Origin of the sequence: Pseudomonas sp. BN102 (genome assembly GCF_029871245.1) — a bacterium.
GTDB lineage: Bacteria > Pseudomonadota > Gammaproteobacteria > Pseudomonadales > Pseudomonadaceae > Metapseudomonas.
On the sequence record NZ_SSON01000031.1, the window covers coordinates 22,784 to 46,551 of the forward strand.

15 protein-coding genes are annotated in these 23,768 nt (G+C 66.1%); 8 read left to right on the top strand and 7 right to left on the bottom strand.

The features are described from left to right. Positions 1-157 precede the first annotated feature (157 nt). From E8F12_RS05065 to E8F12_RS05075, 3 genes are all read left to right on the top strand, one after another. Entirely contained in the window at positions 158-1,090 is a 933-nt protein-coding gene (locus tag E8F12_RS05065) for a peptidoglycan-binding protein (protein ID WP_280324199.1), read from the top strand. A 67-nt stretch (positions 1,091-1,157) separates the two neighbouring features. Then, a complete protein-coding gene (locus E8F12_RS05070; RefSeq protein ID WP_280324200.1) occupies positions 1,158-2,732 on the top strand; it encodes a hypothetical protein in 1,575 nt (524 codons plus the stop codon). Between the two features lie 62 nt (positions 2,733-2,794). Beyond that, complete coding sequence (locus E8F12_RS05075; protein ID WP_280324201.1) at positions 2,795-4,192, top strand: tetratricopeptide repeat protein; 1,398 nt, start codon at positions 2,795-2,797, stop codon at positions 4,190-4,192. A gap of 130 nt (positions 4,193-4,322) precedes the next feature. Here E8F12_RS05075 and E8F12_RS05080 read toward each other — a convergent pair whose 3' ends face one another. Further along, positions 4,323-5,237, bottom strand: coding sequence for a LysR substrate-binding domain-containing protein (locus E8F12_RS05080; protein ID WP_280324202.1), 915 nt, complete (start codon positions 5,235-5,237; stop codon positions 4,323-4,325). A gap of 229 nt (positions 5,238-5,466) precedes the next feature. On the opposite strand from E8F12_RS05080, the gene E8F12_RS05085 reads away from it, so the two are divergent. The 4 genes from E8F12_RS05085 (at position 5,467) to E8F12_RS05100 (ending at position 11,327) form a co-directional block, all read left to right on the top strand. Beyond that, positions 5,467-6,957 carry an aldehyde dehydrogenase gene (locus tag E8F12_RS05085; RefSeq protein ID WP_280324224.1) on the top strand — a complete coding sequence of 497 codons (1,491 nt, stop codon included), beginning with the start codon at positions 5,467-5,469 and terminating at the stop codon, positions 6,955-6,957. Between the two features lie 165 nt (positions 6,958-7,122). After that, entirely contained in the window at positions 7,123-8,178 is a 1,056-nt protein-coding gene (locus tag E8F12_RS05090; RefSeq protein WP_280324203.1) for an ABC transporter substrate-binding protein, read from the top strand. Positions 8,179-8,324: 146 nt separating this feature from the next. Then, complete coding sequence (locus tag E8F12_RS05095) at positions 8,325-9,746, top strand: APC family permease (protein ID WP_280324204.1); 1,422 nt, start codon at positions 8,325-8,327, stop codon at positions 9,744-9,746. Between the two features lie 198 nt (positions 9,747-9,944). Beyond that, entirely contained in the window at positions 9,945-11,327 is a 1,383-nt protein-coding gene (locus E8F12_RS05100) for an aspartate aminotransferase family protein (protein WP_280324205.1), read from the top strand. A 195-nt stretch (positions 11,328-11,522) separates the two neighbouring features. On the opposite strand, the gene E8F12_RS05105 is transcribed toward E8F12_RS05100, so the two are convergent. Further along, positions 11,523-12,407 carry an SDR family NAD(P)-dependent oxidoreductase gene (locus E8F12_RS05105; protein WP_280324206.1) on the bottom strand — a complete coding sequence of 295 codons (885 nt, stop codon included), beginning with the start codon at positions 12,405-12,407 and terminating at the stop codon, positions 11,523-11,525. Beyond that, positions 12,404-13,960, bottom strand: coding sequence for an NAD(P)/FAD-dependent oxidoreductase (locus E8F12_RS05110; RefSeq protein ID WP_280324207.1), 1,557 nt, complete (start codon positions 13,958-13,960; stop codon positions 12,404-12,406). Before E8F12_RS05110 ends, E8F12_RS05105 begins: the two co-directional genes overlap by 4 nt. 115 nt (positions 13,961-14,075) lie before the next feature. Between E8F12_RS05110 and E8F12_RS05115 the strand changes: the two genes are divergently transcribed. After that, on the top strand, positions 14,076-14,780 hold the full coding sequence (locus E8F12_RS05115; RefSeq protein ID WP_280324208.1) for a TetR family transcriptional regulator: 705 nt from the start codon (positions 14,076-14,078) through the stop codon (positions 14,778-14,780). Between the two features lie 15 nt (positions 14,781-14,795). On the opposite strand, the gene E8F12_RS05120 is transcribed toward E8F12_RS05115, so the two are convergent. From E8F12_RS05120 to E8F12_RS05135, 4 genes are read right to left on the bottom strand one after another with little or no spacing between them, the layout of a single operon-like run. Continuing rightward, a complete protein-coding gene (locus E8F12_RS05120; protein ID WP_280324209.1) occupies positions 14,796-20,504 on the bottom strand; it encodes an EAL domain-containing protein in 5,709 nt (1,902 codons plus the stop codon). A 46-nt stretch (positions 20,505-20,550) separates the two neighbouring features. Then, positions 20,551-21,087, bottom strand: a complete 537-nt coding sequence (locus tag E8F12_RS05125; protein WP_280324210.1) for a response regulator — start codon at positions 21,085-21,087, stop codon at positions 20,551-20,553. Then, positions 21,087-22,430 carry an HD domain-containing phosphohydrolase gene (locus E8F12_RS05130; protein WP_280324211.1) on the bottom strand — a complete coding sequence of 448 codons (1,344 nt, stop codon included), beginning with the start codon at positions 22,428-22,430 and terminating at the stop codon, positions 21,087-21,089. Before E8F12_RS05130 ends, E8F12_RS05125 begins: the two co-directional genes overlap by 1 nt. Beyond that, positions 22,427-23,701: an ATP-binding protein gene (locus E8F12_RS05135; protein ID WP_280324212.1), complete on the bottom strand. Its 1,275-nt coding sequence runs from the start codon at positions 23,699-23,701 to the stop codon at positions 22,427-22,429. Before E8F12_RS05135 ends, E8F12_RS05130 begins: the two co-directional genes overlap by 4 nt. Between the last annotated feature and the right edge of the window lie 67 nt (positions 23,702-23,768).

Here is a 23,768-nt window from a genome sequence, read left to right on the forward strand (position 1 = left end):
GGCCGTTTGCCAGGGCGCGCGCCTGGCGTGGCACTGCCCGGCGGGTGTCCCGGTCGATTTCTCCTCCTGTGCACCAGCGGGCAGCGACGCTTCGTCACGCCCGGCGCAAATGCCGTCCGGGCCCCGCGTAGTTCGTCATATGCAAGGGAGAAGAACCATGCTGACGCCGATGCAGAAGAGAACCGCCCAGGCCATCGTCAATATCTTCGAAACCAGCAGCGTCCTGGGGGACTACGGCAGCGTCACGCTGATCAAGGGTGATCCCGGCCACCTGACGTTCGGCCGATCGCAGACCACGCTGGCCTCGGGCAACCTGCATGAGCTGATCCAGCGCTACTGCAATAACCCGGGCGCGCGATTCGGCCATCGCCTCGCCGAATATCTCGATCGGGTCGGCGCCCGCGACCTGACGCTCGATCACGACCGGCACCTGCACAACATCCTGCGCGCGAGTGCCGATGACGCGGTGATGCGCGAGACCCAGGACCTGTTCTTCGACCAGGTCTACTGGCAACGCGCCGAGAATGCCGCCGAAGAGCTGCACATCACGACGCCGCTGGGACTGGCGGTCGTCTATGACAGCACGGTCCACGGCTCCTGGGGACGTATCCGCGACCGAGTCCTGGCGGACAGGGGCAGTCTGGAGGCGGTAGGTGAGCAGGAGTGGATCAAGGCCTACGTTGAGGCCCGTGAGGATTGGCTCGCCAACCACGACAACCGGGTGCTGCACGCCACGGTCTATCGGACGCAGGCCTTCAGCAGGCTGATCGAACTCGGCCACTGGGGGCTGGACCTGCCGCTGGTGGTACGTGGCCTGGAAATCTCCATGGCGACCCTGAACGCGACGCCACCGGGCTGCTATGACGGGCCGCAGCCAGGCAGCCGCCCCCTGGCGTTGCAGACGCCGATGGCGCGTGGCTTGGACGTGCGCCTGGTGCAGCTCGGCCTGTCCGCCCATGGCGCGGACATCAAGGCGGATGGCCTGTTCGGGCAGACCAGCGCCGCGCGGCTCAAGGACTACCAGAACGCCAAGGGGCTGCCAGCGACCGGTGTCGCGGACGCGGCGCTGATCGTGCAGCTGGTGGCCTGACGCCCGACCGCCGCAGGCCTCCGCCCGGGGGCCGCGGCCCACTGACCCGCCAGCAAGGAGCGCCAGCATGCCTGCCTCTAACCTGCACCCTTACCACCCGATCATCTATGTGCGCGGCTTTGCCGCGACTTCCGGCGAGATCGACGACGCCGTCTCCGACCCCTACATGGGCTTCAACCTCGGCTCTACGCGTGCGCGCAGGGGCTGGACCGGGGAGACCCAGCGTTACTTCTTCGAATCGCCGCTGGTGCGTCTGATGGGCGAATACCAGTACGACGACCTGTTCGACGATGGCCTGGAGAAACTCGATGGCGCCGATGCGCAGATTCCTTACCGCTGCGTGGTCATCTACCGCTACTACGACGAGGCCTCTGAGGTATTCGGCTCCGGTAATACGCCGCCGATCGAGCACTTCGCCAGGGGGCTCGGTGCCCTGATCCTCAAGCTCAAGCAGAAGGTACTGGCCAATCCCGCCAATGGCATCACTGCCGCCGATTTCCGGGTGCACCTGGTCGCCCATTCCATGGGCGGCCTGATCTGCCGTGCCTTTCTGCAGAACAGCGGGTTCGGTACCGCCGAAGCTCGCACGGCGGTGGACAAGCTCTTCACCTATGCCACCCCGCACAACGGCATCGACATGCGCATCGTGCGCAATGTGCCGGGTTGGCTGACCTTCGGGGACGTCGACAACTTCAACCGCGAGCGGATGGCGGGTTACCTGGGCCTGGCGAAAGGGAGCGACGACGTATCCGTGGTCCAGGGCTTCCCGCCGCAGCGGATCTTCAACCTGGTGGGAACCAATCCCAAGGACTACAAGGTCCTCGCCGGCGCGTCGGCCTGGGCGGCCGGGGATGCCAGCGACGGCCTGGTGCGCATCGCGAACGCCACCACCCACGGCCCCGATGCCGATGGCAAGGACCTTTGTTCGCCGCGGGCATTTGTCCATCGCAGCCACTCCGGCTACTACGGCATCGTCAATTCGGAAGAGGGCTACCAGAACCTCACCCGCTTCCTGTTCGGCAAGTTGCGGGTCGACGGCGTGCTGGATATCGACGACATCACCCTGCCTGTCGAAGTCCAGAAGGAGCTGGAGGCCGGCAAGGAGGTCAAGGCGTCCTACCAGTTCGAGGTGGCCGTGAGCATCCGTGGCAGCCAATGGCAGATCACCCGCCGCGAAGTGCGCGAGAACTCGGCGATCTTCCGTTCCTTCGACCAACTGTTCCCTCGCGCTCCCGGTAACAAGCGCGCCCCGGACCGCAGCCAGAGCCCGCACCTGTTCTCCGTGTTCCTCGATCCGGAGAAGAGTGTGAAGGCCTCGGGGTCGGTCAGCTTCGCGTTCGAGTTGCGAATCCTGGTGCCGGACTACCGGGTGGATGGCGTGCTGTTCCTCGAAAGGCATTACGAAGGGGGGTACCTCCTGCATCGGCAAATTCTGGTCGAGGCCTTCCCCGATGCGAATGCAATCGGCGGCTGGAGCCTGAAGTACGGCCTCCAGGAGACCAATCCGGGCAAGCCGGGAATCGCCGCCGCCAATACCCCCCTGCCCGGCGGCTCAGGTGTGAGCTTCGACATACCCATCGAGCAGAAGGTGCGTCCGGGCGTGAAGGGCACCTTGCGCATCGAGGCGCGTCCCTGGACCTGAAGAGGGCGAGGTGTGGGCGAAGGTTTGGTCAGTCCTCGATCGAGAGGAAAGGAGTCACGAGAATGAAAGCGATGACCCTGAGGCAAACAGCCCTGCTGGTGCTCGTTTGCATATCTGTGAGCCGCCTGGCCTTCGCTGACGGCTTGGATGACAGCATTACCCAGGCGTACTTCAACGACATTCTCAAGGAGTGCGAGGACCAACTCAGCGAGTGGCGGCGGTTGTGGCGCATCGAGATCGGGCTGGCCGTCTTTATCCTGGTCCTTGGCGCCATATCCGCTGCGATTCAGAACTTCAACTTTCAGTCGGTGAAAGTGATAACCGTTGTTTGCGGGGTTCTGATCAGCATCACGACCGGAATCGTCAGCCTGGCTGGTCTGGACAATCACCGCTCGTTGAGCAAGTCGATAGAGAGCGTGGAGTACATCGTTCTGAACATGAAGCGGAAGGTGAAGGACTATGGAATGTTCAAGGCGGAAGACAAGCAGGTTCCCTTGAATGAGTTCTATGCCCTTTATGCGAAGTTCAAGAAGATCCAGGATCCCGACCTGGCACAGGTTGTCGATCGTCGCGGACTGGGGGTGATCGGCCTGGCCTACGCAGCAGACGACGTGCCGACCTGGGTCGGGTCGATTCCCGAGGACAGTCGCAACCTTTATTTCGTTGGGGTCGCCGATGGTCCCGACTTGCGGGACGCCCAGGACAACGCGAAGAAAAATGCCATCCACAGCGCCAGCCGGTTCCTCGCCGGGGCCCTGAACTCCAGCAACGATCAGCTCGATTCGGTCCGGCTTGCCACGGACCTCTCGGCTTCCGCTGAAGTCGTCGACAGCCATGTGATCCTAGATGAGCAGAGCGGAATCTACAGGTATTACAGCCTGCTTCGCGTGAACAAGTCGCTTGCCGAGGCAGGTACCAGGCTGTTTGCCACCCAGCGCGGAATCAGCGCGCCGCAGGGCGCGATACAGGCCATTGCCGACTCCCAGCGCAAGCGCGATGACTATTCGTCCAGGCAGCTTGTGCAATACGAGGCGCTGCTGGACAAGACGAGCAGCATGCTGAGCCCGGAGGAGTATCGGGAGTTCGCCGAAGCGCGCCAGTTGCGGAGGGCCGAGGGCAACAACGAGAAGGCCATTGCCATGCTCAAGGGCGTGCTCGAGAAGAAGCCAGGCTTCTATCTGGGTTGGTACAACATCGCATTGGCCTACTCCGCAGCCGGAAACAGTGCCGATGCCCGCAGCGCATACGATAAAGCGGTAGCCCTGGAGCCGACGCAGCCCCTGAGGGATGGCACCGTCTACAACTCCTACGGCCATTTCCTCCTGAAACAACGGCAATTCTGTGACGCCCAGACGAAGTTCGAGAAGGCTGTTGCCCTGGACCCGCAGAATCCAAAGGCACTCAACAACCTGGCCTTGGCCAAGCGCAAATTGCAGGAGTCGGGCACTGGCTGCAATTGACGGACGGTAAGGCGGGCGGCGGCAGCGACGGCTCGATGGGGATCTGCGGCTGTCGTTGCCCCAGGCAAAAACCGGGGGCGTTCAAGCGTGTCTTGCTACCCATACCCCAGGACGCGCAGCTTCGCGGCGATCACTCCCTGGCCCCTGCTTTCAACCGCTCCCGGCAGAAATCCACGAACAGCTGCGCCGGCTTGGTCAACTGGCCGCGCTTCAGGCGCGCCGCCACCAGCCCTGAAGTGGCCACGGGCTCGGTGATGTCCAGGGTCACCACTTTCTTGCCGTCGTAGGTGCACTCGGAATGGGGGCGGGTGACGAGCAGGGAGAAGCCGAAGCCCTGGCCGACCATGCCGCGCACCATCTCGATCGACGGCGAGCTGAAGACAATGTTGGGCGTCAGGCCGAGTTCGTGGAACAGGCTGACGAAGTAGGTGCGGCTCGGCTGCACATCGAGCAGGATCATCGGCTCCAGGCAGAGGTCGCGCAGCGAAACCTGGGTCTGGCTGGCGAAGCGGTGGTTTTCCGGCAGCAGTGCGTAAGGCTTCTGCGGCGGCATCAGCGGCTCGGTCGCTATCGTGCTGTCCAGGTCGTGGTCGTAGAGGAAGGCCAGGTCGAAGGTGCCGGCGGTGAGGCCCTGCACCAGTTCCTGCTGTTCGCCGTCGCGGATGCGGATGTCCACCCCCGGATACTGCTCGCGAAAGCCCGCGATCAGTTGCGGCAGGTAGAGCGGGGCGACGGTTTCGAAGCAGCCGATGTCGATCTGCCCGGCGACTATGTCGTTGTCGGCCAGGGCGTTCTGTTCGAACTCGCGGGCCACCCGCAGCAGTTCCTGGGCCTTCTGGTAGAAGCGCGTGCCGCTGGGCGTCAGGGACACGCCCTGGGCGTGGTGGCGGATGAACAGCTGCACGCCGAAGCTTTCCTCCAGGCCCTTGATGGCGGTAGAGATGGACGGTTGGGCGATGTACAGCTTGCGCGAGGCTTCGGCCACGCTGCCGGCCTCTACCGTCGTCACGAAGTACTTGAGTTGTCGCAAGGTATAGGTAGCCACGGGCACCTCTGTTTTTCGGCCGCGGGCGCTTGCGCGGGCGGCTGGTTCTTCTCGTCGTCGTGGGTCGCACCTTACCCCAGGGAGGGCGTGCCGGGCCCGGCGAGCTGCCGAGTTTTTTCATATGACTCGAGCATATTTTTAATAATTTTCCTCTGCCGGACTCTGGCGCACCATCTGCCTCGACCCGAAAAACAACATGACCGCGCAGACGGTCGACTGGGAGTGCAGCGTGTTCGATCTCGGCTATTGGCAGCAGAAGGCTGCCCGGCAAGCATTCAACGACAAGGCACTGATCGGTGGCCGCCAGGTCGCCGCCGCCTCCGGCGAAACCTTCGATTCCATCAACCCGGCCACCAACCAGCTGCTGGCCCGTGTCGCCGCCTGCGGCGAGGCTGAGGTGGACCTGGCCGTGCGCACTGCGCGCCGCGCCTTCAACGAAGGCCCCTGGGCGCGCATGGCGCCGGTGGAGCGCAAGAAGGTGCTGCTGCGCCTCGCCGAGCTGATGCTGGCCCACCGCGAAGAACTGGCCCTGCTGGACTCGCTGAACATGGGCAAGCCGGTGATGGATGCGTACAACATCGACGCGCCCGGCGCCGCCCATGTGTTCGCCTGGTACGGCGAGGCGCTGGACAAGCTCTATGACCAGGTGGCGCCGACCGCGCCGAATGCCCTGGCCACCATCACCCGCGAGGCCCTGGGCGTGATCGCCGCTGTGGTGCCCTGGAACTTCCCCCTCGATATGGCCGCCTGGAAGCTGGCGCCTGCGCTCGCCGCCGGCAACAGCGTGGTGCTCAAGCCCGCCGAGCAATCGCCGTTCTCCGCCCTGCGCCTGGCCGAGCTGGCCTTGGAGGCCGGCCTGCCGGAAGGCGTGCTGAACGTGGTGCCGGGCCTGGGCGAAAGCGCCGGCAAGGCCCTGGGCCTGCACCCGGACGTGGATTGCCTGGTGTTCACCGGCTCCACCCAGGTGGGCAAGTACTTCATGCAGTACTCGGCCCAGTCCAACCTCAAGCAGGTCTGGCTGGAGTGCGGCGGCAAGAGCCCGAACCTGGTGTTCGCGGACTGCCAGGACCTGGATCTGGCCGCCGAGAAGGCTGCCTTCGGCATCTTCTTCAACCAGGGCGAAGTCTGCTCGGCCAACTCGCGCCTCTATGTGCAGCGTTCGATCCAGGACGAGTTCATCGAGCGCCTGGTGGCCAAGGCCCGCGACTGGATGCCCGGCGACCCGCTCGACCCGGCCAGCCGTGCCGGCGCCATAGTCGATGCCGGGCAGACCGCGCGGATCATGGCCTTCATCGAGCAGGCGCAAGGGGAGGGCGCCCGCCTGCTGGGCGGTGGTCGCCGCCTGAGCTTCAACGGCTCCAGCAACTTCATCGAGCCCACCCTGTTCACCGATGTCGGCAGCGACATGCAGCTGGCGCGGGAGGAAGTGTTCGGCCCGGTACTGGCCATCAGCGCCTTCGACACGGAAGAAGAGGCCATCCGCCTGGCCAACGACAGCGTCTACGGCCTGGCCGCCTCGGTGTGGAGCGATGACCTCAACCGCGCCCACCGCGTCGCCCGCGCGCTCAAGGCGGGGACGGTTTCAGTGAACACGGTGGACGCCCTGGACGTCGCCGTGCCCTTCGGCGGCGGCAAGCAGTCCGGCTTCGGCCGCGACCTCTCGCTGCATTCCTTCGAGAAGTACAGCCAGTTGAAGACCACCTGGTTCCAGCTGCGCTGAGTTCCTCGGTCGCCATGACGACCCGGCCGCATGCCCCTGCAGCGCGCGGCCGCCCATAACGAGAAACACCTTCCTGTCGCGTGGTGCCACGCGCGGGTTCACGGCTTCCTGGCCACAACTGCCTCAGCAACTGACCACAACCGAAAAAGTAGTGAGGGAGTCTCCATGTTCAAGTCCTTGCACCCGTACGTCCGTGTCACCCTCGGTCTTGCCCTGCTGGCTGGCGCCAGCGCTCCGGCCCTGGCCCAGTCCGATAGCCTCACGGTTATTTCCTTCGGCGGCGCCACCAAGGCCGCGCAGGATGCGGCCTATTTCAAACCCTTCGAACAGAGTGGCGCCGGCAAGGTCGTGGCCGGCGAGTACAACGGCGAGCTGTCCAAGGTCAAAGCCATGGTCGATATCGGCCAGGTGACCTGGGACGTTGTGGAGGTGGAAAGCCCCGAACTCCTGCGCGGCTGCGAGGAGGGCTTGTTCGAACGGATGGACCCGGCCCTTCTCGGCGAGTCCGCCAGCTACATGCCTGGCACCGTCAGCGAGTGCGGCGTGGCCAGCTACGTCTGGTCCATGGTGCTGGCCTACAACGCCGACAAGCTGGCCAGTGCGCCCAGCTCCTGGGCGGACTTCTGGGACGTCTCGCGCTTCCCCGGCAAGCGCGGCCTGCGCAAGGGCGCCAAGTACACCCTGGAAGCCGCGCTGCTGGCCGACGGGGTCAAGCGTGAAGACCTCTACAAGGTGCTGGAAACCCCGGACGGCGTGACCCGCGCCTTCCGCAAACTGGACGAGATCAAGCCGCATATCCAGTGGTGGGAAGCAGGCGCCCAGCCGCCGCAGTGGCTGGTGGCCGGCGACGTGGTGATGTCCGCCGCCTACAACGGCCGCATCGCCGCCGCACAGAAGGAGGGCTCCAAGCTCGCCATCGTCTGGAACGGCAACCTGTACGACCCGGACCACTGGGCCATCGTCCGCGGCAGCCCGAACAAGGCCCTGGCCGAGCGCTTCATCGCTTTCGCCAGCCAGGCCGAGACGCAGAAGAACTTCTCCAGCCAGATCCCCTACGGCCCGGTGCACAAAGACGCCCTGAGCGCCTTGCCCGCCGCCACCCAGGCGCAACTGCCCACCGCGCCGGCCAACCTGGCCGAGGCGCAACTGGTCAGCGCCGAGTTCTGGGTCAACCACGGCGAGGAGCTGGAGGAGCGCTTCAACGCCTGGGCTGCGCGCTGAAATTTGCGCCCCGCAGGCGCCGGCGCATACGGCGACCGAGTGGGGCGTGACTGGCGAGGCCGGCCCCTGTCGTGCCTCGCACTACCAAGCCCACCGGCAACCACGGCCGGACGGGCGCATAACAAGTACAAGATCGGGAGAGTGTCATGAGTGCAAGTGTGTCCATTCCTGCCCAGGGGCAGGTGGAAGAGGGCGGTTTCCGCCGGGTGCTGGGTCTGGGGGCGCTGCTGTCGGTGGCGATCGGCCTGGTGGTGTCCCAGGGGGTGATGGTGCTGATGCTGCAGGGCGCCGGTTTCTCCGGCCTGGGTTTCATTGTGCCGCTGGGGCTGGCCTACCTGCTGGCCCTGAGTTACGCGTTCTCCTTCTCCGAACTGTCGCTGATGATTCCCCGCGCTGGCGGCCTCTCCAGCTACACGGAAGTCGCCCTGGGCCACTTCCCGGCCATCCTGGCGACCTTCTCCGGCTACGTGGTGGTGGCGATGTTCGCCCTGTCAGCCGAGCTGCTGCTGCTCGATCTGATCGTCGGCAAGGTGTACCCGGGCGTGTTCCCGCCCTTCAGCATCGCCTTCGGCGTGCTCGGCCTGTTCACCGTGCTCAACCTGATGGGCATCGACATCTTCGCCAAGCTGCAGACCGCGCTGGCGGTGGTGATGGTGTTTGTGCTGCTGCTGATCGGCCTGGCTGCCATTTTCGAGGGCGCGCCGACGGAAACCGCCAGCACCGTGCTGCGCGGCGACTGGAACCCGATGGGCGCCGGGGTGCTGACCCTCACCGCGCTGGCCGTATGGGGCTTCGTCGGCGCCGAGTTCGTCTGCCCGCTGGTGGAGGAAACCAAGCGGCCGGAGCGCAACATCCCGCGCTCGATGATCATCGGCCTCACGGTGATCTTCATCACCATCGGCCTCTACTGCCTGGGCGCGCTGTTCATGGTGCCGCGCGAAGCCCTGACCACCGACGCGCTGCCGCACTACCTGTTCGCCACCACCGTGTTCGGCAAGGCCGGCGAGCTGTTCCTGGTGATCGCCTCCGTCACCGCCACCTTCAGCACCCTGAACTCCTCGCTGGCGGCCATCCCGCGCATGCTCTATGGCATGGCGCAGAACGGCCAGGCCTTCCCGGTGTTCAAGCGCCTCAGCCCGCGCGCCCGTACGCCCTGGGTGTCGGTGCTGTTCGTGGCGGCCATCACCGGCCTGCCGATCCTGGTGCTCGGGCAGGACTCCGCGTCCATCAGCCTGTTGCTGCTGGCCGCCGCCCTGGCCTGGCTGCTGGCCTACATCATCGTCCACCTGGATGTGATCGCCCTGCGCCGCCGCTACCCGGCCATTGCCCGACCGTTCAAGACACCGTTCTATCCGCTGCCGCAGCTCTTCGGCATCGCCGGCATGTTCTACGCCATCTGGTACGCCTCTCCGAGCCCGGACATGACCGGCAAGATCTTCGGCATCGCCGGCGTGGTGCTGGGGCTGGTGTCGCTGATCGCGGTGGTCTGGATCAAGCTCGTGATGCGCAAGGACCTGTTCCGCCCCGAACCCCTGGAGCGCGTCGCCGGCGAGCCGGCTGACCGCTGATCGATTCGTCCGGGGTGCGCCACGCCCCGATCTCACCCGGCCTCTTGCCGGGCCCTGCCCGCCGCGCACCGTGCGCCGGGACGCGCGGCGGGCAGGGCAGCTTTTTCGTATAGCTCGAAGACATATTTAGTATTTTCTCTGCCCGGCGGCTTCGGCCAGCATCGGTGCAACAGAAAACGGGACGAGGAGACCCCATCGATGAACGCTCAATTCAAGGCCCAACGCGAAACCCGTGACTACCAGGCCGCGGATGCGGCCCACCACATCCACGCCTTCCTCGACCAGAAGGCGCTGAACGCCGAAGGGCCTCGGGTGATCGTCGGCGGCGAGCGCCTCCACCTCTGGGACAACGACGGCAAGCGCTACCTCGACGGCATGTCCGGCCTCTGGTGCACCAACCTCGGCTACGGCCGCAAGGACCTCACCGCCGCCGCCACCCAGCAGCTGGAGCAGTTGCCGTACTACAACATGTTCTTCCACACCACCCACCCGGCGGTGGTGGAACTGTCCGAACTGCTCTTCAGCCTGCTGCCGGGCCACTACAGCCACGCCATCTACACCAACTCCGGCTCCGAGGCCAACGAGGTGCTGATCCGCACCGTGCGCCGCTATTGGCAGATCCTCGGCAAGCCGCAGAAGAAGATCATGATCGGCCGCTGGAACGGCTACCACGGCTCCACCCTCGGCGCCACGGCGCTGGGCGGCATGAAGTTCATGCATGAGATGGGCGGCATGCTGCCGGATATCGCCCACATCGACGAACCCTATTACTTCGCCAACGGCGGCGACCTGACACCCGAGGAGTTCGGCCTGCGCGCAGCCCGCCAGTTGGAGGAGCGGATTCTCGAACTGGGCGCGGACAACGTCGCCGCCTTCGTCGCCGAACCCTTCCAGGGCGCCGGCGGCATGATCTTCCCGCCGGAGACCTACTGGCCCGAAATCCAGCGCATCTGCCGCAAGTACGACGTGCTGCTGTGCGCCGACGAAGTCATCGGCGGCTTCGGCCGCACCGGCGAGTGGTTCGCCCACCAGTACTTCGGCTTCGAGCCGGACACCCTGTCCATCGCCAAGGGCCTGACCTCCGGCTACATCCCCATGGGCGGGCTGGTGCTGAGCAAGCGCATGGCCGAGGTGCTGGTGGAGCAGGGTGGCGTGTTCGCCCACGGCCTGACCTACTCCGGCCACCCGGTGGCGGCGGCGGTGGCCATCGCCAACCTCAAGGCGCTGCGCGACGAAGGCGTGGTCAGCCAGGTGAAGAACGACACCGGCCCCTACCTGCAGCAGTGCCTGCGCGAGGTGTTCGGCAACCATCCGCTGGTGGGCGATATCCAGGGCACCGGCCTGGTCGCCGCGCTGCAGTTCGCCGAAGACAAGGCCACCCGAAAGCGCTTCGCCAATGAGAACGACATCGCCTGGCGCTGCCGCACCATTGGCTTCGAGGAGGGCCTGATCATCCGTTCCACCCTCGGCCGCATGATCATGGCGCCGGCCCTGGTGGCCACCCGCGCCGAGCTCGACGAGCTGGTGGCCAAGACCAAGACCGCGGTGGATCGCACCGCACAGGAGCTGGGGCTGCTTTAAGCCTCGCTACGGGCTGCCGGCTACCAGGGCCGGCAGCCCGCTCACCACAGCTGCAAGGCAGTTTTACGGCGCCCGGGATTGCTGCCCGCGCGCCGATTTTTTTGTTGGCACAAGGGTGAGCGTCGTTGCGGCCCGGTTCGCGTTCTGCCTGTGGGGGCGATTTCGATCGCGAAGGGCTGCGCAGCAGCCCGCGTCTCACTCCGCAGCATTGGATGCCTCCACCGCCTTCGGCCTGGGCGCGAAGCGGGCCGCCAGGCGCATGGAGCCGGTGACCAGGCGCTGGTAGAGGGTCGGCAGCAGGCGCTGCATGCCGTCCAGGGCCCAGGCGTCGGCGCCGATGAGGATGCGCCGATTGTCCCGCAGCACGCCGCGCAGGATCACCTCGGCGGCCTTGTCCGGGGTGGTGCGTAGCAGCTGGTCGTTGAACTGCTGGCGGGCGCGGCTGGCGTCCTGGCCGGTGACGCTGGCCAGGCTGTCGTTCATCCGCGCGGTCTTGGCGATGTTGGTCTTGATGCCGCCAGGGTGTACGCAACTGGCGGAGACCCCGCAGTCCTCCATGTCCAGTTCCTGGCGCAGCGACTCGGTGAAGCCGCGCACGGCGAACTTGGTGGCGTTGTAGGCGCTCATGCCCGGCTGGGCAAACAGACCGAAGACGCTGGAGACGTTGACCACATGGCCCTCGCCGCTGGCCTTCAGGTGCGGAAGGAAGGCCTTGGTGCCGTACACCACGCCCCAGAAGTTGATGCTCATGATCCACTCGTATTCCGAGTAGTCGCTGCCGTCCACCGTGCCGGCATGAGCGACGCCGGCGTTGTTGAAGATCAGGTTGACCCGGCCGTGGTCCAGCACCACCTGTTCGGCCCAGGCGTGCACGGCCTCGCGGTCGGCGACGTTGACCAGGGTCTCGGTAACCTGCACGCCGAGCTTGCGTACCAGGGCGGCGGTTTCCGCCAGGCCTTCGGCATTCACGTCGGCCAGGGCCACCTGGCAGCCCTGGCGGGCGAGGGCGCAGGCCAGCGCGCGGCCGATGCCGGAGCCCGCGCCGGTGACGGCGGCAACTTTGTTCTCGAAAGACTTCATGCCGGCACCTCCTGAGCGGTAAGTTGCAGGGCGCCCTGGGCGGCATGGGACGGCACGCTGCGGCTGAAGTGGTAGGCCGCCGGATCGAAGTTGCGGGTCAGCAGGCGGAAGCGCCAGGTGAAGCCGGGCCAGACGGTGCAGTTGCGGCCGCTCACCGGGTGCAGGTACCAGCTCTTGCAGCCGCCGGCGTTCCACACGGTATTGCCCAGGCTGCCCTGGAGCTTGCCGTTGAACCTGTCCTGCACGTCGCGCTTGACCTCCAGGCTGCGCAGGCGGCGTTCACCGAGCAGGTCGAGGGCGCCGAGCACGTAATGGATCTGCGATTCGATCATGTAGACCATGGAGTTGTGGCCCAGGCCCGTGTTCGGCCCCATGAGGAAGAACAGGTTGGGGAAGCCAGCGGTCATGGTGCCCTTGTAGGCCTCGGGGCCTTGCGGCCAGGTGTCCAGCAGGTCGACACGACCGCGGCCGAAGACCACGCCACGGGGCAGCGGGTCGCTGGGGGTGAAGCCGGTGCCGAAGATGATGGCGTCGACGTCGCGTTCCTGGCCGTCGGCGGTGACGATGCTGCCGGCGCGGATTTCCCGGATGCCGTCGGTGATCACGTCGACATTCGGCTGGGTCAGGGCCGGGTAGTAATCGTTGGAAATCAGCACCCGCTTGCAGCCCATCGTGTAGTCGGGGGTGACCTTGGCGCGCAGCACCGGATCCTTGATCTTGCGCTTGATGTAGCCCGTGGCGACCCACTGGGCCAGCTTCATCACCCGCGGTGTCAGGGCGAAGCCGATGACGCGGCTTTCGAGAACGGCGTAGATGGCGCCGCGCCAGAGTTTCTGCAGGATCGGGAAGCGCTCGAAGCGGGACCGCTCGCCGTCGCTGATGGCGCGGTCGGGCTTGGGCATTATCCAGGGCGCGGTGCGCTGGTAGAGGTCGAGTTGGCCGACCTGGCGCTGGATCTGCGGGACGAACTGGATGCTGGAGGCGCCGGTGCCGATCACCGCCACGCGCTTGCCGGCCAGGTCGTAGTCATGATTCCACTGCTGGGAGTGGAAGCTCGTGCCCTGGAAGTTCTCCAGGCCATTCAGCGCCGGGATCGACGGGGTGGACAGGGCGCCCATGCCGGAGACCACGAACTGGGCGCTGTAGTGATTGCCGGCGGCGTCTTCGATCTGCCACAGCTCGTCCTGGTCGTTCCAGGCCAGGCGAGTGATCTCGGTGTCGAGCAAGGTCTTGTCCTGCAGCCGGTACTTTGCCCAGCAGCCTTCCAGGTAGCTCTTTATCTCGCCCTGCTTGGCGAACATGCGCGTCCAGTTCGGGTTGGGCTCGAAGGAGAAGGAATAGAGGTGCGATTGCACGTCGCAGCCGCAGCCGGGGTAGTTGTTCACCCGCCAGGTGCCGCCGATGCCGGGCTCCTTTTCGAACATGAGGAAATCGTTCTCGCCCTTCTGCTTCAGGCGGATCGCCATGCCCAGGCCGGAGAAGCCGGAGCCTATGATGGCGATCTTGCAATGACGGGCAGGGGGGCGGGGTGAGGCTGACGCTGGCGCATTCATGGGCCGAACTCCTGTTCTTGTTAGTTGCGACGTATACAGCTGTATACCAAGGTAGACAGATGTATACTCGCCGGCAATCCAGCGCCGTCACAACCAACCTTAGGTAGGGCCAACCATGATTTCCGCCAGCGCCGACGAACAGCCGCCCCGCGACAGAAGTCCCGATGCTCCGGGCAAGCGCCTGCTCATGGAGGCGGCGCTGCGGCTGGGCTCGCAGAGTCGCAGCCTGGGCGGCCTGGGCCTGCGCGAGCTGGCGCGGGAGGCGGGGCTGAACCCCAACACCTTCTATCGCCACTTCAAGGATGTGGACGACCTCGGCCTGGCGATCATCCGCAACATTTCCACCCAGCTGCGCCAGCCCCTGCGCGAGCTGCGCCGCGAGGCGGCGGCCCGCGCGGTGCGGGGTTCCCAGGCGGAGATGCCGAAGCTGCTGGGCATCGACCTCGGCCGCGGCCGGCGGGTGTGCCGCGAGACGGTGCAGCTGTTCTTCGATTTCGTCGACGGCAACAGCGAAGCCTTCATCATCGGCGTGCGCGAACTTCATGGCTCCTCGCCAGTGCTGCGTGCGGCACTGCGCAAGGTGATGGACGATTTCACCGCCGACATGGCCGAGGACATCAGCGAGTTCCAGCTGCTGCCGGCGCAGGTCGAGCCAGACGTGGTACGGCGGGTATCCAGCCTGGTCAGCCGCAACCTGTTCCAGATGTCCCTGGACTACATCGGCCAGCCGGAGCGCCGCGAGGCCATACGTGCGGAGGCGGAGGAGCAGGTACTGTTCCTCTTTACCGGGGCCAGTGTGTTGCAGGCGCTGGGGGTGTAGGGGCGCTGAGCTTCCTCATTCAGCGCCCTGTTCCACCACCGCGTTCTCCTCCTTGGCCTTGGCCATGCTGTGGTGGAGGAAGGCCTGGGTGATCACGGCGCGGAGCTGGTCATCGTCCCAGGGCTTGGTGAGGAACTTGTAGATGGCGCCCTGGTTGATGGCGTCGGTGACCGATTTCAGGTCGGTGTAGCCCGAGAGTACGATGCGGATGGTGTTGGGGTAGAGGTCCTTGACCCGGCTGAGGAACTCGGTGCCGTTCATCTCCGGCATGCGCTGGTCTGAGAGGATGACCTGGATGTCGTGCTTGGCCAGGTGGGCGAAGGCGTCCTGGGCGCGGGTGGCGGTGAAGATCTGGTAGCCGTCGCGGCGCAGCACGCGGGTCAGTGCGCGGAGGATGTTTTCCTCGTCGTCCAGCAGGAGCAGGGTCTGCGCGCTGCTGGGGCCGGCGCGGGTCTCCAGGTAGGCGGCCGGGCTCTTGTGGTGCTCGTGGAGGAATTGCTCCAGCTGGTCGAAGGGCATGGGGCGGGCGAAATAGTAGCCCTGGAATTCGTCGCAGTGGCTCTTCTTCAGGAAGGCGAACTGGGATTCGCTCTCCACCCCTTCGGCGATCACCCGCAGGCGCAGGTGGTGGGCCATGGAGATGATGCCCTGGGTGATCGCCGCGTCATGGCGGTCGCTGATGATTTCCTGGACGAAGGCGCGGTCGATTTTCACCTTGTCGATGGGCAGGCGCTTCAGGTAGTTGAGGCTGGAGAAGCCGGTGCCGAAATCGTCGATGGACAGGCGCACGCCCAGGGTCTTGAGCGCCTGCAGGGTGGCGATGGCGCGCTCGGCATTGTCCAGCAGCACGGTCTCGGTGATTTCCAGCTCCAGCAGTTCGGCCGGCAACCGGGTCTCTTCGAGGATGCGGCGCACGCTGTCGACGAAAATGTTGCGCTGGAAATGCACCGCCGAAATGTTCACCGCCACCACGGTGCTGGTCATGCCGCAGTCGAGCAGTTCCCGGCAGTCGCGGCAGGCGGTGGCCAGTACCCATTCGCTCAAGGGGATGATCTGCCCGGTGTCCTCGGCCACCGGCACGAACTGCGACGGGGAGATGAAGCCGAGCAACGGGTGATGCCAGCGCAGCAGGGCCTCGTAACCGGTGACCCGGCCGTTGCGGCCGTCGATCTGCGGCTGGTAGTAGAGCATGAAGGCATTGCTCTCTATGGCCTTCTGCAACTCGTTGCGTAGGGTCACCCGCTCGCTGACCTTCTGCTCCAGGTCTGTGGTGTACCACTGGTAGCAGTTGCGCCCGTGCTGCTTGGCCTTGTACATGGCCAGGTCGGCCTGCTGGATCAGTTGCATGGGCTGCTGCATGCCCTTTTCGCTCAGGGCGATGCCCAGGCTGGCGGTGATGTGCAGTTCGCTGCCGGAGATGGGGTAGGGCCGGGCGATGCAGTCGATGACCCGCTCGGCCACCTGCAGCACGTCCTCCTCACGGGCGAGGTCAGGCAGGATCAGGATGAACTCGTCGCCCCCCAGGCGCGCCACCGTATCGCCGGGGCGTACCTGCTGGCTCAGGCGCCGCGCCACTTCCACCAGTATCTGGTCGCCGATGCCGTGGCCCATGGAGTCGTTGATCGGCTTGAAACCGTCGAGGTCGATGAACATCACCGCCAGCTTGCGCTGGTAGCGCTGGCTGATCTGACAGCCCTGGCGCAGGCGGTCCTCCAGCAGCGAGCGGTTGGGCAGCCCGGTGAGCACGTCGTGGCTGGCGTTGTAGGCCAGTTCGGACTCCACGCGCTTCTGCTCGGAGATATCGTTCTGCACGCCGATGAAGTGGGTGATCTCGCCGTTCTCGTCGGGGACCGGGGCGATGTAGAGGTCGTTCCAGAAGGGCGTGCCGTCCTTGCGGAAGTTGCGCAGGACCACATGCACTTCGCGCTTCTCCGAAATCGCATGACGGATTTCGGCGATGCCCGGCTGTTCCCGGTCGCTGCCCTGGAGGAAGCGGCAGTTGCGTCCCAGGGCCTCGCCTGCGGTGTAGCCGGTGATACGCTCGAACGCCGGGTTGACGTAGATGATCGGTAGATCGGGGGCCGTGGCGTCACAGATCATCGCGCCGTTGTAGCTGGACTCGATGCTGCGCTGGAGGATGCGCAACTGCCGTTCGGATTCCTTGGCGCGGCTGATGTCGCGGAAGGCGATGACCCAGCCGCCGAGGGTCTGGGCGTGCAGCAGCGGCGCGCAGTCGTAGGCGATATGGCGCTCGCCGCCCAGGCTGACTTCGCCGTGGCGGATGACGGCGGCCGGGGCGCCGTAGAGATCCAGCGGCAGGTGGTCGGCCAGCGCCTGGCCGAGTAGGGTTTCGGCGCTCTGCCCGAGCAGTTCGGCGCCCGCCGGGTTGACGAAGTTCAGCCGGCCCTGCCGGTCCACCGCCAGCAGGCCTTCGCCGACGCTGTCGGTGATGGCCGAGGTGAAGTCCAGTTGTTCCTGCAGGCGCTGCTCGCCGGAGAGCACCTGCTGCACCAGGCGGATGTTCTCCAGGGCGGCCACGGCCATCTGGGCGAATTGCTGGGCGATGGCCAGGTCGTCCTGGTCGAAATCGCCTTCGAACTTGTCGGAGAGCTGGATCAGGCCGAGGTTGTGCCCGCCATGGTCGATCAGCGGCGCCGCCAGCCAGCCCAGTAACGGCAGCTGGCCGCAGGCCTGGTCCCCGGCGGCTTCCAGCTCGGCGCGGCTCAGCAGGATCGGCTGGTTGTCGGCGCAGGCGCGGGCGTAGAGGGCCAGGCCTTCGGCCGACAGACGCGGAGCTGACCAGCCCTGGTACCGCTCGGAAAGGGAAATGGCGTCCAGCCCCTGGCCGTCGGCCAGGCTCAGCATCGCCTGGTGGGCGCCCACCAGCAGGCGCAGTTGCTCGCACATGAAGTCCAGCAGGGCGCGGGTATCGAGGATGCCGCCAATGTGCAGCGCCGTTTCGCTGAGACCGCGCAGCAGCTGGGCCTTGCGCTCGGACTGGGCCAGGGTCTCTTGCAGGGCACGGGTCATGCGGTTGCGCTCGCCTATGTCCTTGGCGATGCCGAACACCCCGACGATGCGCCCCTCGACCACGATCGGCAGGTTGATGACGTCCAGTTCCAGCAGGTCGCCGGCGCGGGTGCGGCAATGCACCTCATAGCGCTGCGCCTTGCCGTCCAGCACGTCGCGGAAGTGCCGGCGCACGCGCTCTATGTCTTCCTCCAGCACCAGGTTGGTGAAGGGCCGGCCGATGAGCTCGGCCGGGCTGAAGTCGATCAGTTCGCTGGCGGCCTGGTTGAGGCTGAGGTAGCGCCCTTCGCGGTCGAAGGAAAACACCGGGTCGGGGTTGAAGGTGAAGAGCGAGCGGTAGCGCTGCTCGCTTTCCTGCAGGCGCAGGCGGTCATGCTGGCGCTCGATGGCGATGGCGGCCAGTTGCCCGGCGGTGCCGATGAGCTGCAGCGCCTCGTCGTCCGGCGCGCAAGGCTGGCGCAAGTGCACGGCGAAGGTGCCGAGCACGTCGCCATGGTGCGAGATCAGCGGGATCGCCCAGCAGGCGCGCAGATCGTGACGCAGCGCCAGGTCGCGGTGCTCGCGCCAGAGCGGGTCTTCGCTGATGTCCTGGCTCACCACCATCTGCCGGCGGAACACAGCGGTGCCGCAGGTGCCCGCCAGGGGGCCGATGGCGTGGCCGTTGAGGGCCTTCTGGTAGGCGTCCGGCAGGCTTGGCGCGGCCCCCAGCAGTAGACGCTTGCGCTTGCCGTCCACCAGCAGCACGGAACAGAGCGCCGAAGGCTCCAGGGTCTCGCTCATCAGGCAGATGGCCTTGAGGATGTCCGGCAGGGGCTGGTCGGTGGAGATCATGCTGAGGATGTCGCGCTGGTCCTCGGCATAGGCCTCGTGGCGGACCAGGCTGGTGATGTCGTGGGCGACGGCGAAGAGGGTGCGTTCGGTGTCCGACCAGCTGGCTGACCAGAGCAGGTGGACCTGGCTGCCGTCCTTGCGCTGGCAACGGTTGCGCACGGCGTCCCAGGATTCGCCGCGGATCAGTGCCTGGACCTCGGCGCGGGTGCGCTCGCGGTCCTCGGTCACGACGAAATCGGTATAGCGGCGGCCGATCAGCTCCTCGGGCCGGTAGCCCAGTACGGCATGGCAGGAGGGGCTGACCTGGGTGAAGCGCTCGGCCTCGTCGATGGAGCAGAGAACGTCCATGGAGTGGTCCATGATCCGCTGGTTCTGCAGTTGCAGCCGGGCCTGGCGCTGCAGGCTCGATTCCAGTTCCTGGTTGCTCTCGCGCAGGCGCTGGCTGCGTTCGAGGGCCAGGCGGGAAAAGCTCTGGCTGACCATCAGCAGCAGGGTGAAGCCCAGGCCGAACAGCATGAACAGTGGTGGCACGTAGACCGCGCCGGAGTCGCTGCGCGGAAGGGCCCGATAGGTATGCATGCGCCAGCGCCCTTCGGGGCCGAGATTGGCGCTCTTCTCGCCCACCTGGAACAGGCTGTGTTCCTGGTGGCCCGCGCCCGATTCGAAGACGCGCTTGGGACCTTCGAAGACTTCCAGGACGAAGCCGTCGAGATCCCTGCCCAACTGGCGCTTCAGGGTGGCGTCGATATCGAGGATGGCCACCACCAGCGCGGTGGGCTGTCCAGGGACTTTCAGGGGGGAGGCCACCAGCGTGCTGTCGTCTTCGGAAGTGAAACTCTGCGCCGCGCTCATCTGCGCGCCCTTGCCCTGGCGAACCTGTTCCAGCCAGGTGCGCAACTCGGGCCGGGCGAGAAAGCGCGTGAGCCAGTCGTGGGCCTGCCGGTTACGCCCCTGCTGCTGGAGCGGCTGGAGCCCGGCATCGAGTATCGCGACCAGGTTGATGTTGGGGAAGTCGCGCAGGTAGCTGCCGGCTTCCTGCTCCCAGAGCGCAGCCGGCGGCATGTCGTTGAGGCTCTGCCAGCGCTCGGCCATGCGCTGGATCAGCTGCAGGCGCACGGTCAGGGTGTGCTCGATGGAGGTCTGGGCACGCAACAGCAGCTGGTGGCTGTGGGCGTTGAGGTTGGCGACCTCGTGCAGGCTGAGGAGGAGCCAGCCGAGGCAGGTCAGCAGCGCGCCAAGCACGCCGGTGGCCATGGTGCGGCGGTCGAGCAGGCGCCTGTGGTCGTCCGGCAGGGTGCAGAGCATCAGCACCGCGGCGCCGATCAGGGCGATCAGAAGATTGGCGATGTGCTCCGATTCCGGGCGAAAAGCGAAACGCGGCAAACCGTAGCCCGCGCCCAGCACGGCGAGCTGGGAGACCAGCGCCAGGCCGATCAGGGCGATGCCGCAGAGCTGGCCGAGCCAGCGGCCGCCCTGGTGGATCACCGCCAGGACCATGGCCAGGCCAAACAGGCAGGCGACAATCGCCAACTCGCTGCGCACCCGCCAGTAGCCACTGACCAGCGAAACGCCCTGGTTGCTGCCGCCGGCCAGCACATTGTGCGTGAGGCTATAGCCGGCGAGGGCGATCAAGGCCAGGCCGGCGAGCCGCGAGAAGCTGTGCAGGCCGCGGGTGGCGCTCAGCAGTGCGGCGCCGGCGAGGAGGCTGAGCAGGGCGCTGTCGGGCAGCAGTGCCAGGTCCTCGCGGACCGGGCTGGCCAGGGCAAAGAAGGCGGCCAGGCTGATGCAGCCCAGCGAGATCAGGGCGAATGCCAGGCAGTGCAGGTAGGCCTGGAAGATGAGCGTACGGTTGTGCTGGGCCATGGTGTCGCGCCGTTCCGTTGGCTGGGGCGGTTCCGGGTGAGCGGGATCATTCGTCCAGGTCGTAGCCCTCCAGCAGCACGGCGCCGTCGCTGTCGCGGCGTACCCGGGTCAGACCGGGGTGCTCGCTCTCCAGGCGAAGCAACTCGCGGCGCTGGCGTTCGAGGGCATCCTGCTGACCACGCACCTGCTGCAGCAGGGACTGGTTTTCCTCGCGCAGCTGGTAGAGGTCGATGGCGGCCTCCAGGGCGCTTTCGATTTCGTAGTTCTCCCAGGGCTTGGAGAGAAAACGATAGATTTCGGCGCGGTTGATCGCCTGCATCAGGGTGGCTCGGTCGCCGTGGGCGCTGAGCAGCAGGCGCAGCGCGTCGGGCTGGCGCTGGCGGGCGAACTGCAGGTAGGTCAGGCCATCCAGCTGGGGCATGTTGAGGTCGCAGATGATCGCCGCGTAGCGATGCTCGATCAGCGCCTCCAGCGCCGCCTGCGGGTCGTGGAATGCGTGCAGGGTCCAGCCCCGGGGGCGTAGTTGGCGCTGCAGGGCCGCGAGGATGTTGGGCTCGTCGTCCACCAGTTGGATCTTGATCATCAGGACTGCTCCTTGGCCGGGCCCGCGGCAGCCTCGGGCTGGCGGACATGGAGTGTGTAGCGCGCGCCTTCGCTGGCCTCGAAGGCGATCAGTTTGTCGATCAGGGTGCGGCTGAGCTGCTTGCCGGCATTGAGCAGGAGCATGCCGCTGTCGGCCTGGAGGTTGCGCACCAGGATCATGCCCGGCTCCAGGCGGCGGGTGTCGACCGCCATGACGCCGGGGGCGGCGTCCTGCAAGTCCGGTTCCTGCCGGGTGCAGAGGTCGATGAAGGCCTCGCAGAGCGTGGGGTCGTAGAGGCGTCCGGCATAGCGCGCGAGGAACTGCAGGGCGTCCGCGCGTGGCAGGGGACGCTGCAGCACCAGGCCGCACTGCAGCTCAACGAAGTCCACCGCGAGCTTGAGCAGGCGCGCGCCGAAGGGGATCTCTTCACCGCGCAACTGGTCGGGAAAGCCGGTGCCGTTCCAGCGTTCCTGATGGTGGCGGATCAAGCGGCCTGCGTCGTGCAGCGGTTCCAGAGCCATCAGCAGGCTTTCGCCCTGGGCCGGATAGCAGCAGTAGCGCTCGCGCTCCTCGCGGTGCAGCAGGTCGCTGGGGCGGTTCAGCAGGTGGTCGTTCCAGGTCAGCTTGCCGAGGTTGTAGAGGGCTGCAGCCATGGCCAGGTCGCGGCTGTCGGTTTCCGGCAGCCGGTGTTCGGCGGCGTAGGCGCGCACCAGGGCGATGACCTGGGCGTTGCCCTGCCTGTCCCGCGGCAGGCGTTGGTTGAGCAGGGCGGAGAAGACCTCGGTGGCGGTCACGTAGCTGTGCCGCAAGTCGCCGTAGGCCAGATCGAGCATGTCGGCCGTCTGCTGCAGCTCGGCGGTGCGGGCGCGAACCCGTTCTTCCAGGCTGGCATTGAGCTCCTGCAGGCGCCGGTTCTGCTCCAGGGTCAGGCGTTCCAGGCGCTGGTGCTCGCGTTCGGCATGCTGGTGGGCAAGGGCCTGACGCAGGGTGACACGCAGTTCATCGTCGTTCCAGGGCTTGCTCAGGTAGCGGTAGATCTGTCCCTGGTTGATGGCACGGATGCTGGTGTCCAGGTCGGTGGCGCCGGTCAGCAGGATGCGCAGGGTGCCGGGCCGGCGTTGCTGGACCTCGGCCAGCAGGGAGGGGCCGTCCATGCCGGGCATGCGGGCGTCGGAAACCACCAGGTCGACTTCGCGCTCGGCCAGCAGCGCCAGGGCGTCGGCGCCACTGGACGCGTTCAGCAGTTCGTAGGGTTCGCTGCGCAGGACCCGGCGCAGGGCGCTGATGACGTATTCCTCGTCATCCACCAGCAGCAGGGTGGGGCGGCTGGCGGCTTCGCTCACGTCGATACCTCGCCGGGCAGGGGCTGGCGCTCGGGCAGCCAGACGCGGAAACGGGTGCCCTGACCCGGATGGCTGGAGACTTCGATGCGCCCGTTGTGCTTCTGCACGATGTTGTAGGAGAGCGCCAGGCCGAGGCCGGTGCCCTTGCCCACGGGCTTGGTGGTGAAGAAGGGTTCGTAGATGCGGTGGAGAATGGCCGGGTCTATGCCCTTGCCGTTGTCTTCCACCTCCAGCCAGACCCAGCCGCCGTCATGGCCGCTGCGCAGGGTGATGCGGCCGAAGCTCTCGATGGCGTGAGCGGCATTGATCAACAGGTTCATCACCACCTGGTTGATCTGCGAGGGAATGCACTCCACCTGGGGCAGCTCGCCGTACTCGCGCACCACCTCGGCCTTGTACTTGAGCTCGTTGTTGACGAGGTTCAGGGTGCTGTCGAAGCCCTTGTGGAGGTCAACGGCGCGGAACGCCTCTTCCTCGATATGGGAGAAGTCCTTGAGGGCCGTGATGATCTTCTTGACCCGTTCGATGCCGTCCTCGGATTCGTGGATCAGCGCCTCGACATCGTTGCGGATGTAGTCGTACTCCAGGCTGCGCTTGAGCTGCTGCAGCTCCTCCAGGCTGCCGACGCCCTCCACCGCATCGACGATGCGCAGCAGGTCGTTGACGTAGCCGGTGAGCGTCTTGAGGTTGGAGAAGACGTAGCCGATGGGATTGTTGATCTCGTGGGCAACGCCCGCGGCCAACTGGCCGATGGCGGCGAGCTTTTCCGATTGCAGCAATTGGGCGTTGGCTTTCTCCAGCTTGTGGATCAGCTGTTCCTGTTCCAGCTGCTTGCTGCCCAGGGCGTTCAGGGCCGCCGCCAGTTGCTCATTGGAGCGGGCAAAATCCGTGGTGTCGTAGAGCAGCAGGCCGAAGCAGCGCTCGCCACGGCAGTCGAAGGGGAACAGCAAGGTGCTCTGCAGGCGCAACGGCGCCACTCGGCCTTCGGGGCTGTAGGGCAGCTGGATCAGGTAAGGGTCTTCGCGCCAGTGGGTGTAGGCGTGCAGGCCCTGGTCGCGGGCCTTGGCCAGCATCTGGCCGAGCAGCGGCGTGTCCGCCTCCGGGAACACGCTGGTGAGGGGTTGCCGCAGCGCCGGCCCCAGGGCCTTGCCGCTGCGTCGGCTGATGAAGGCGTTCCAGTGAAGGATGCGCAGATCCTGGTCGAGGATGATGACGCCCACCTCGATGTCTTCGACCAGGGCCCCGGCAAGGTCCAAAGGGCTTCTATCCATGATTTCGCCCGCTTTTTTCGCTATGGGAGGAGTGGCAGGGTTGAATGCCGCTGTTTGTCCTACTCTG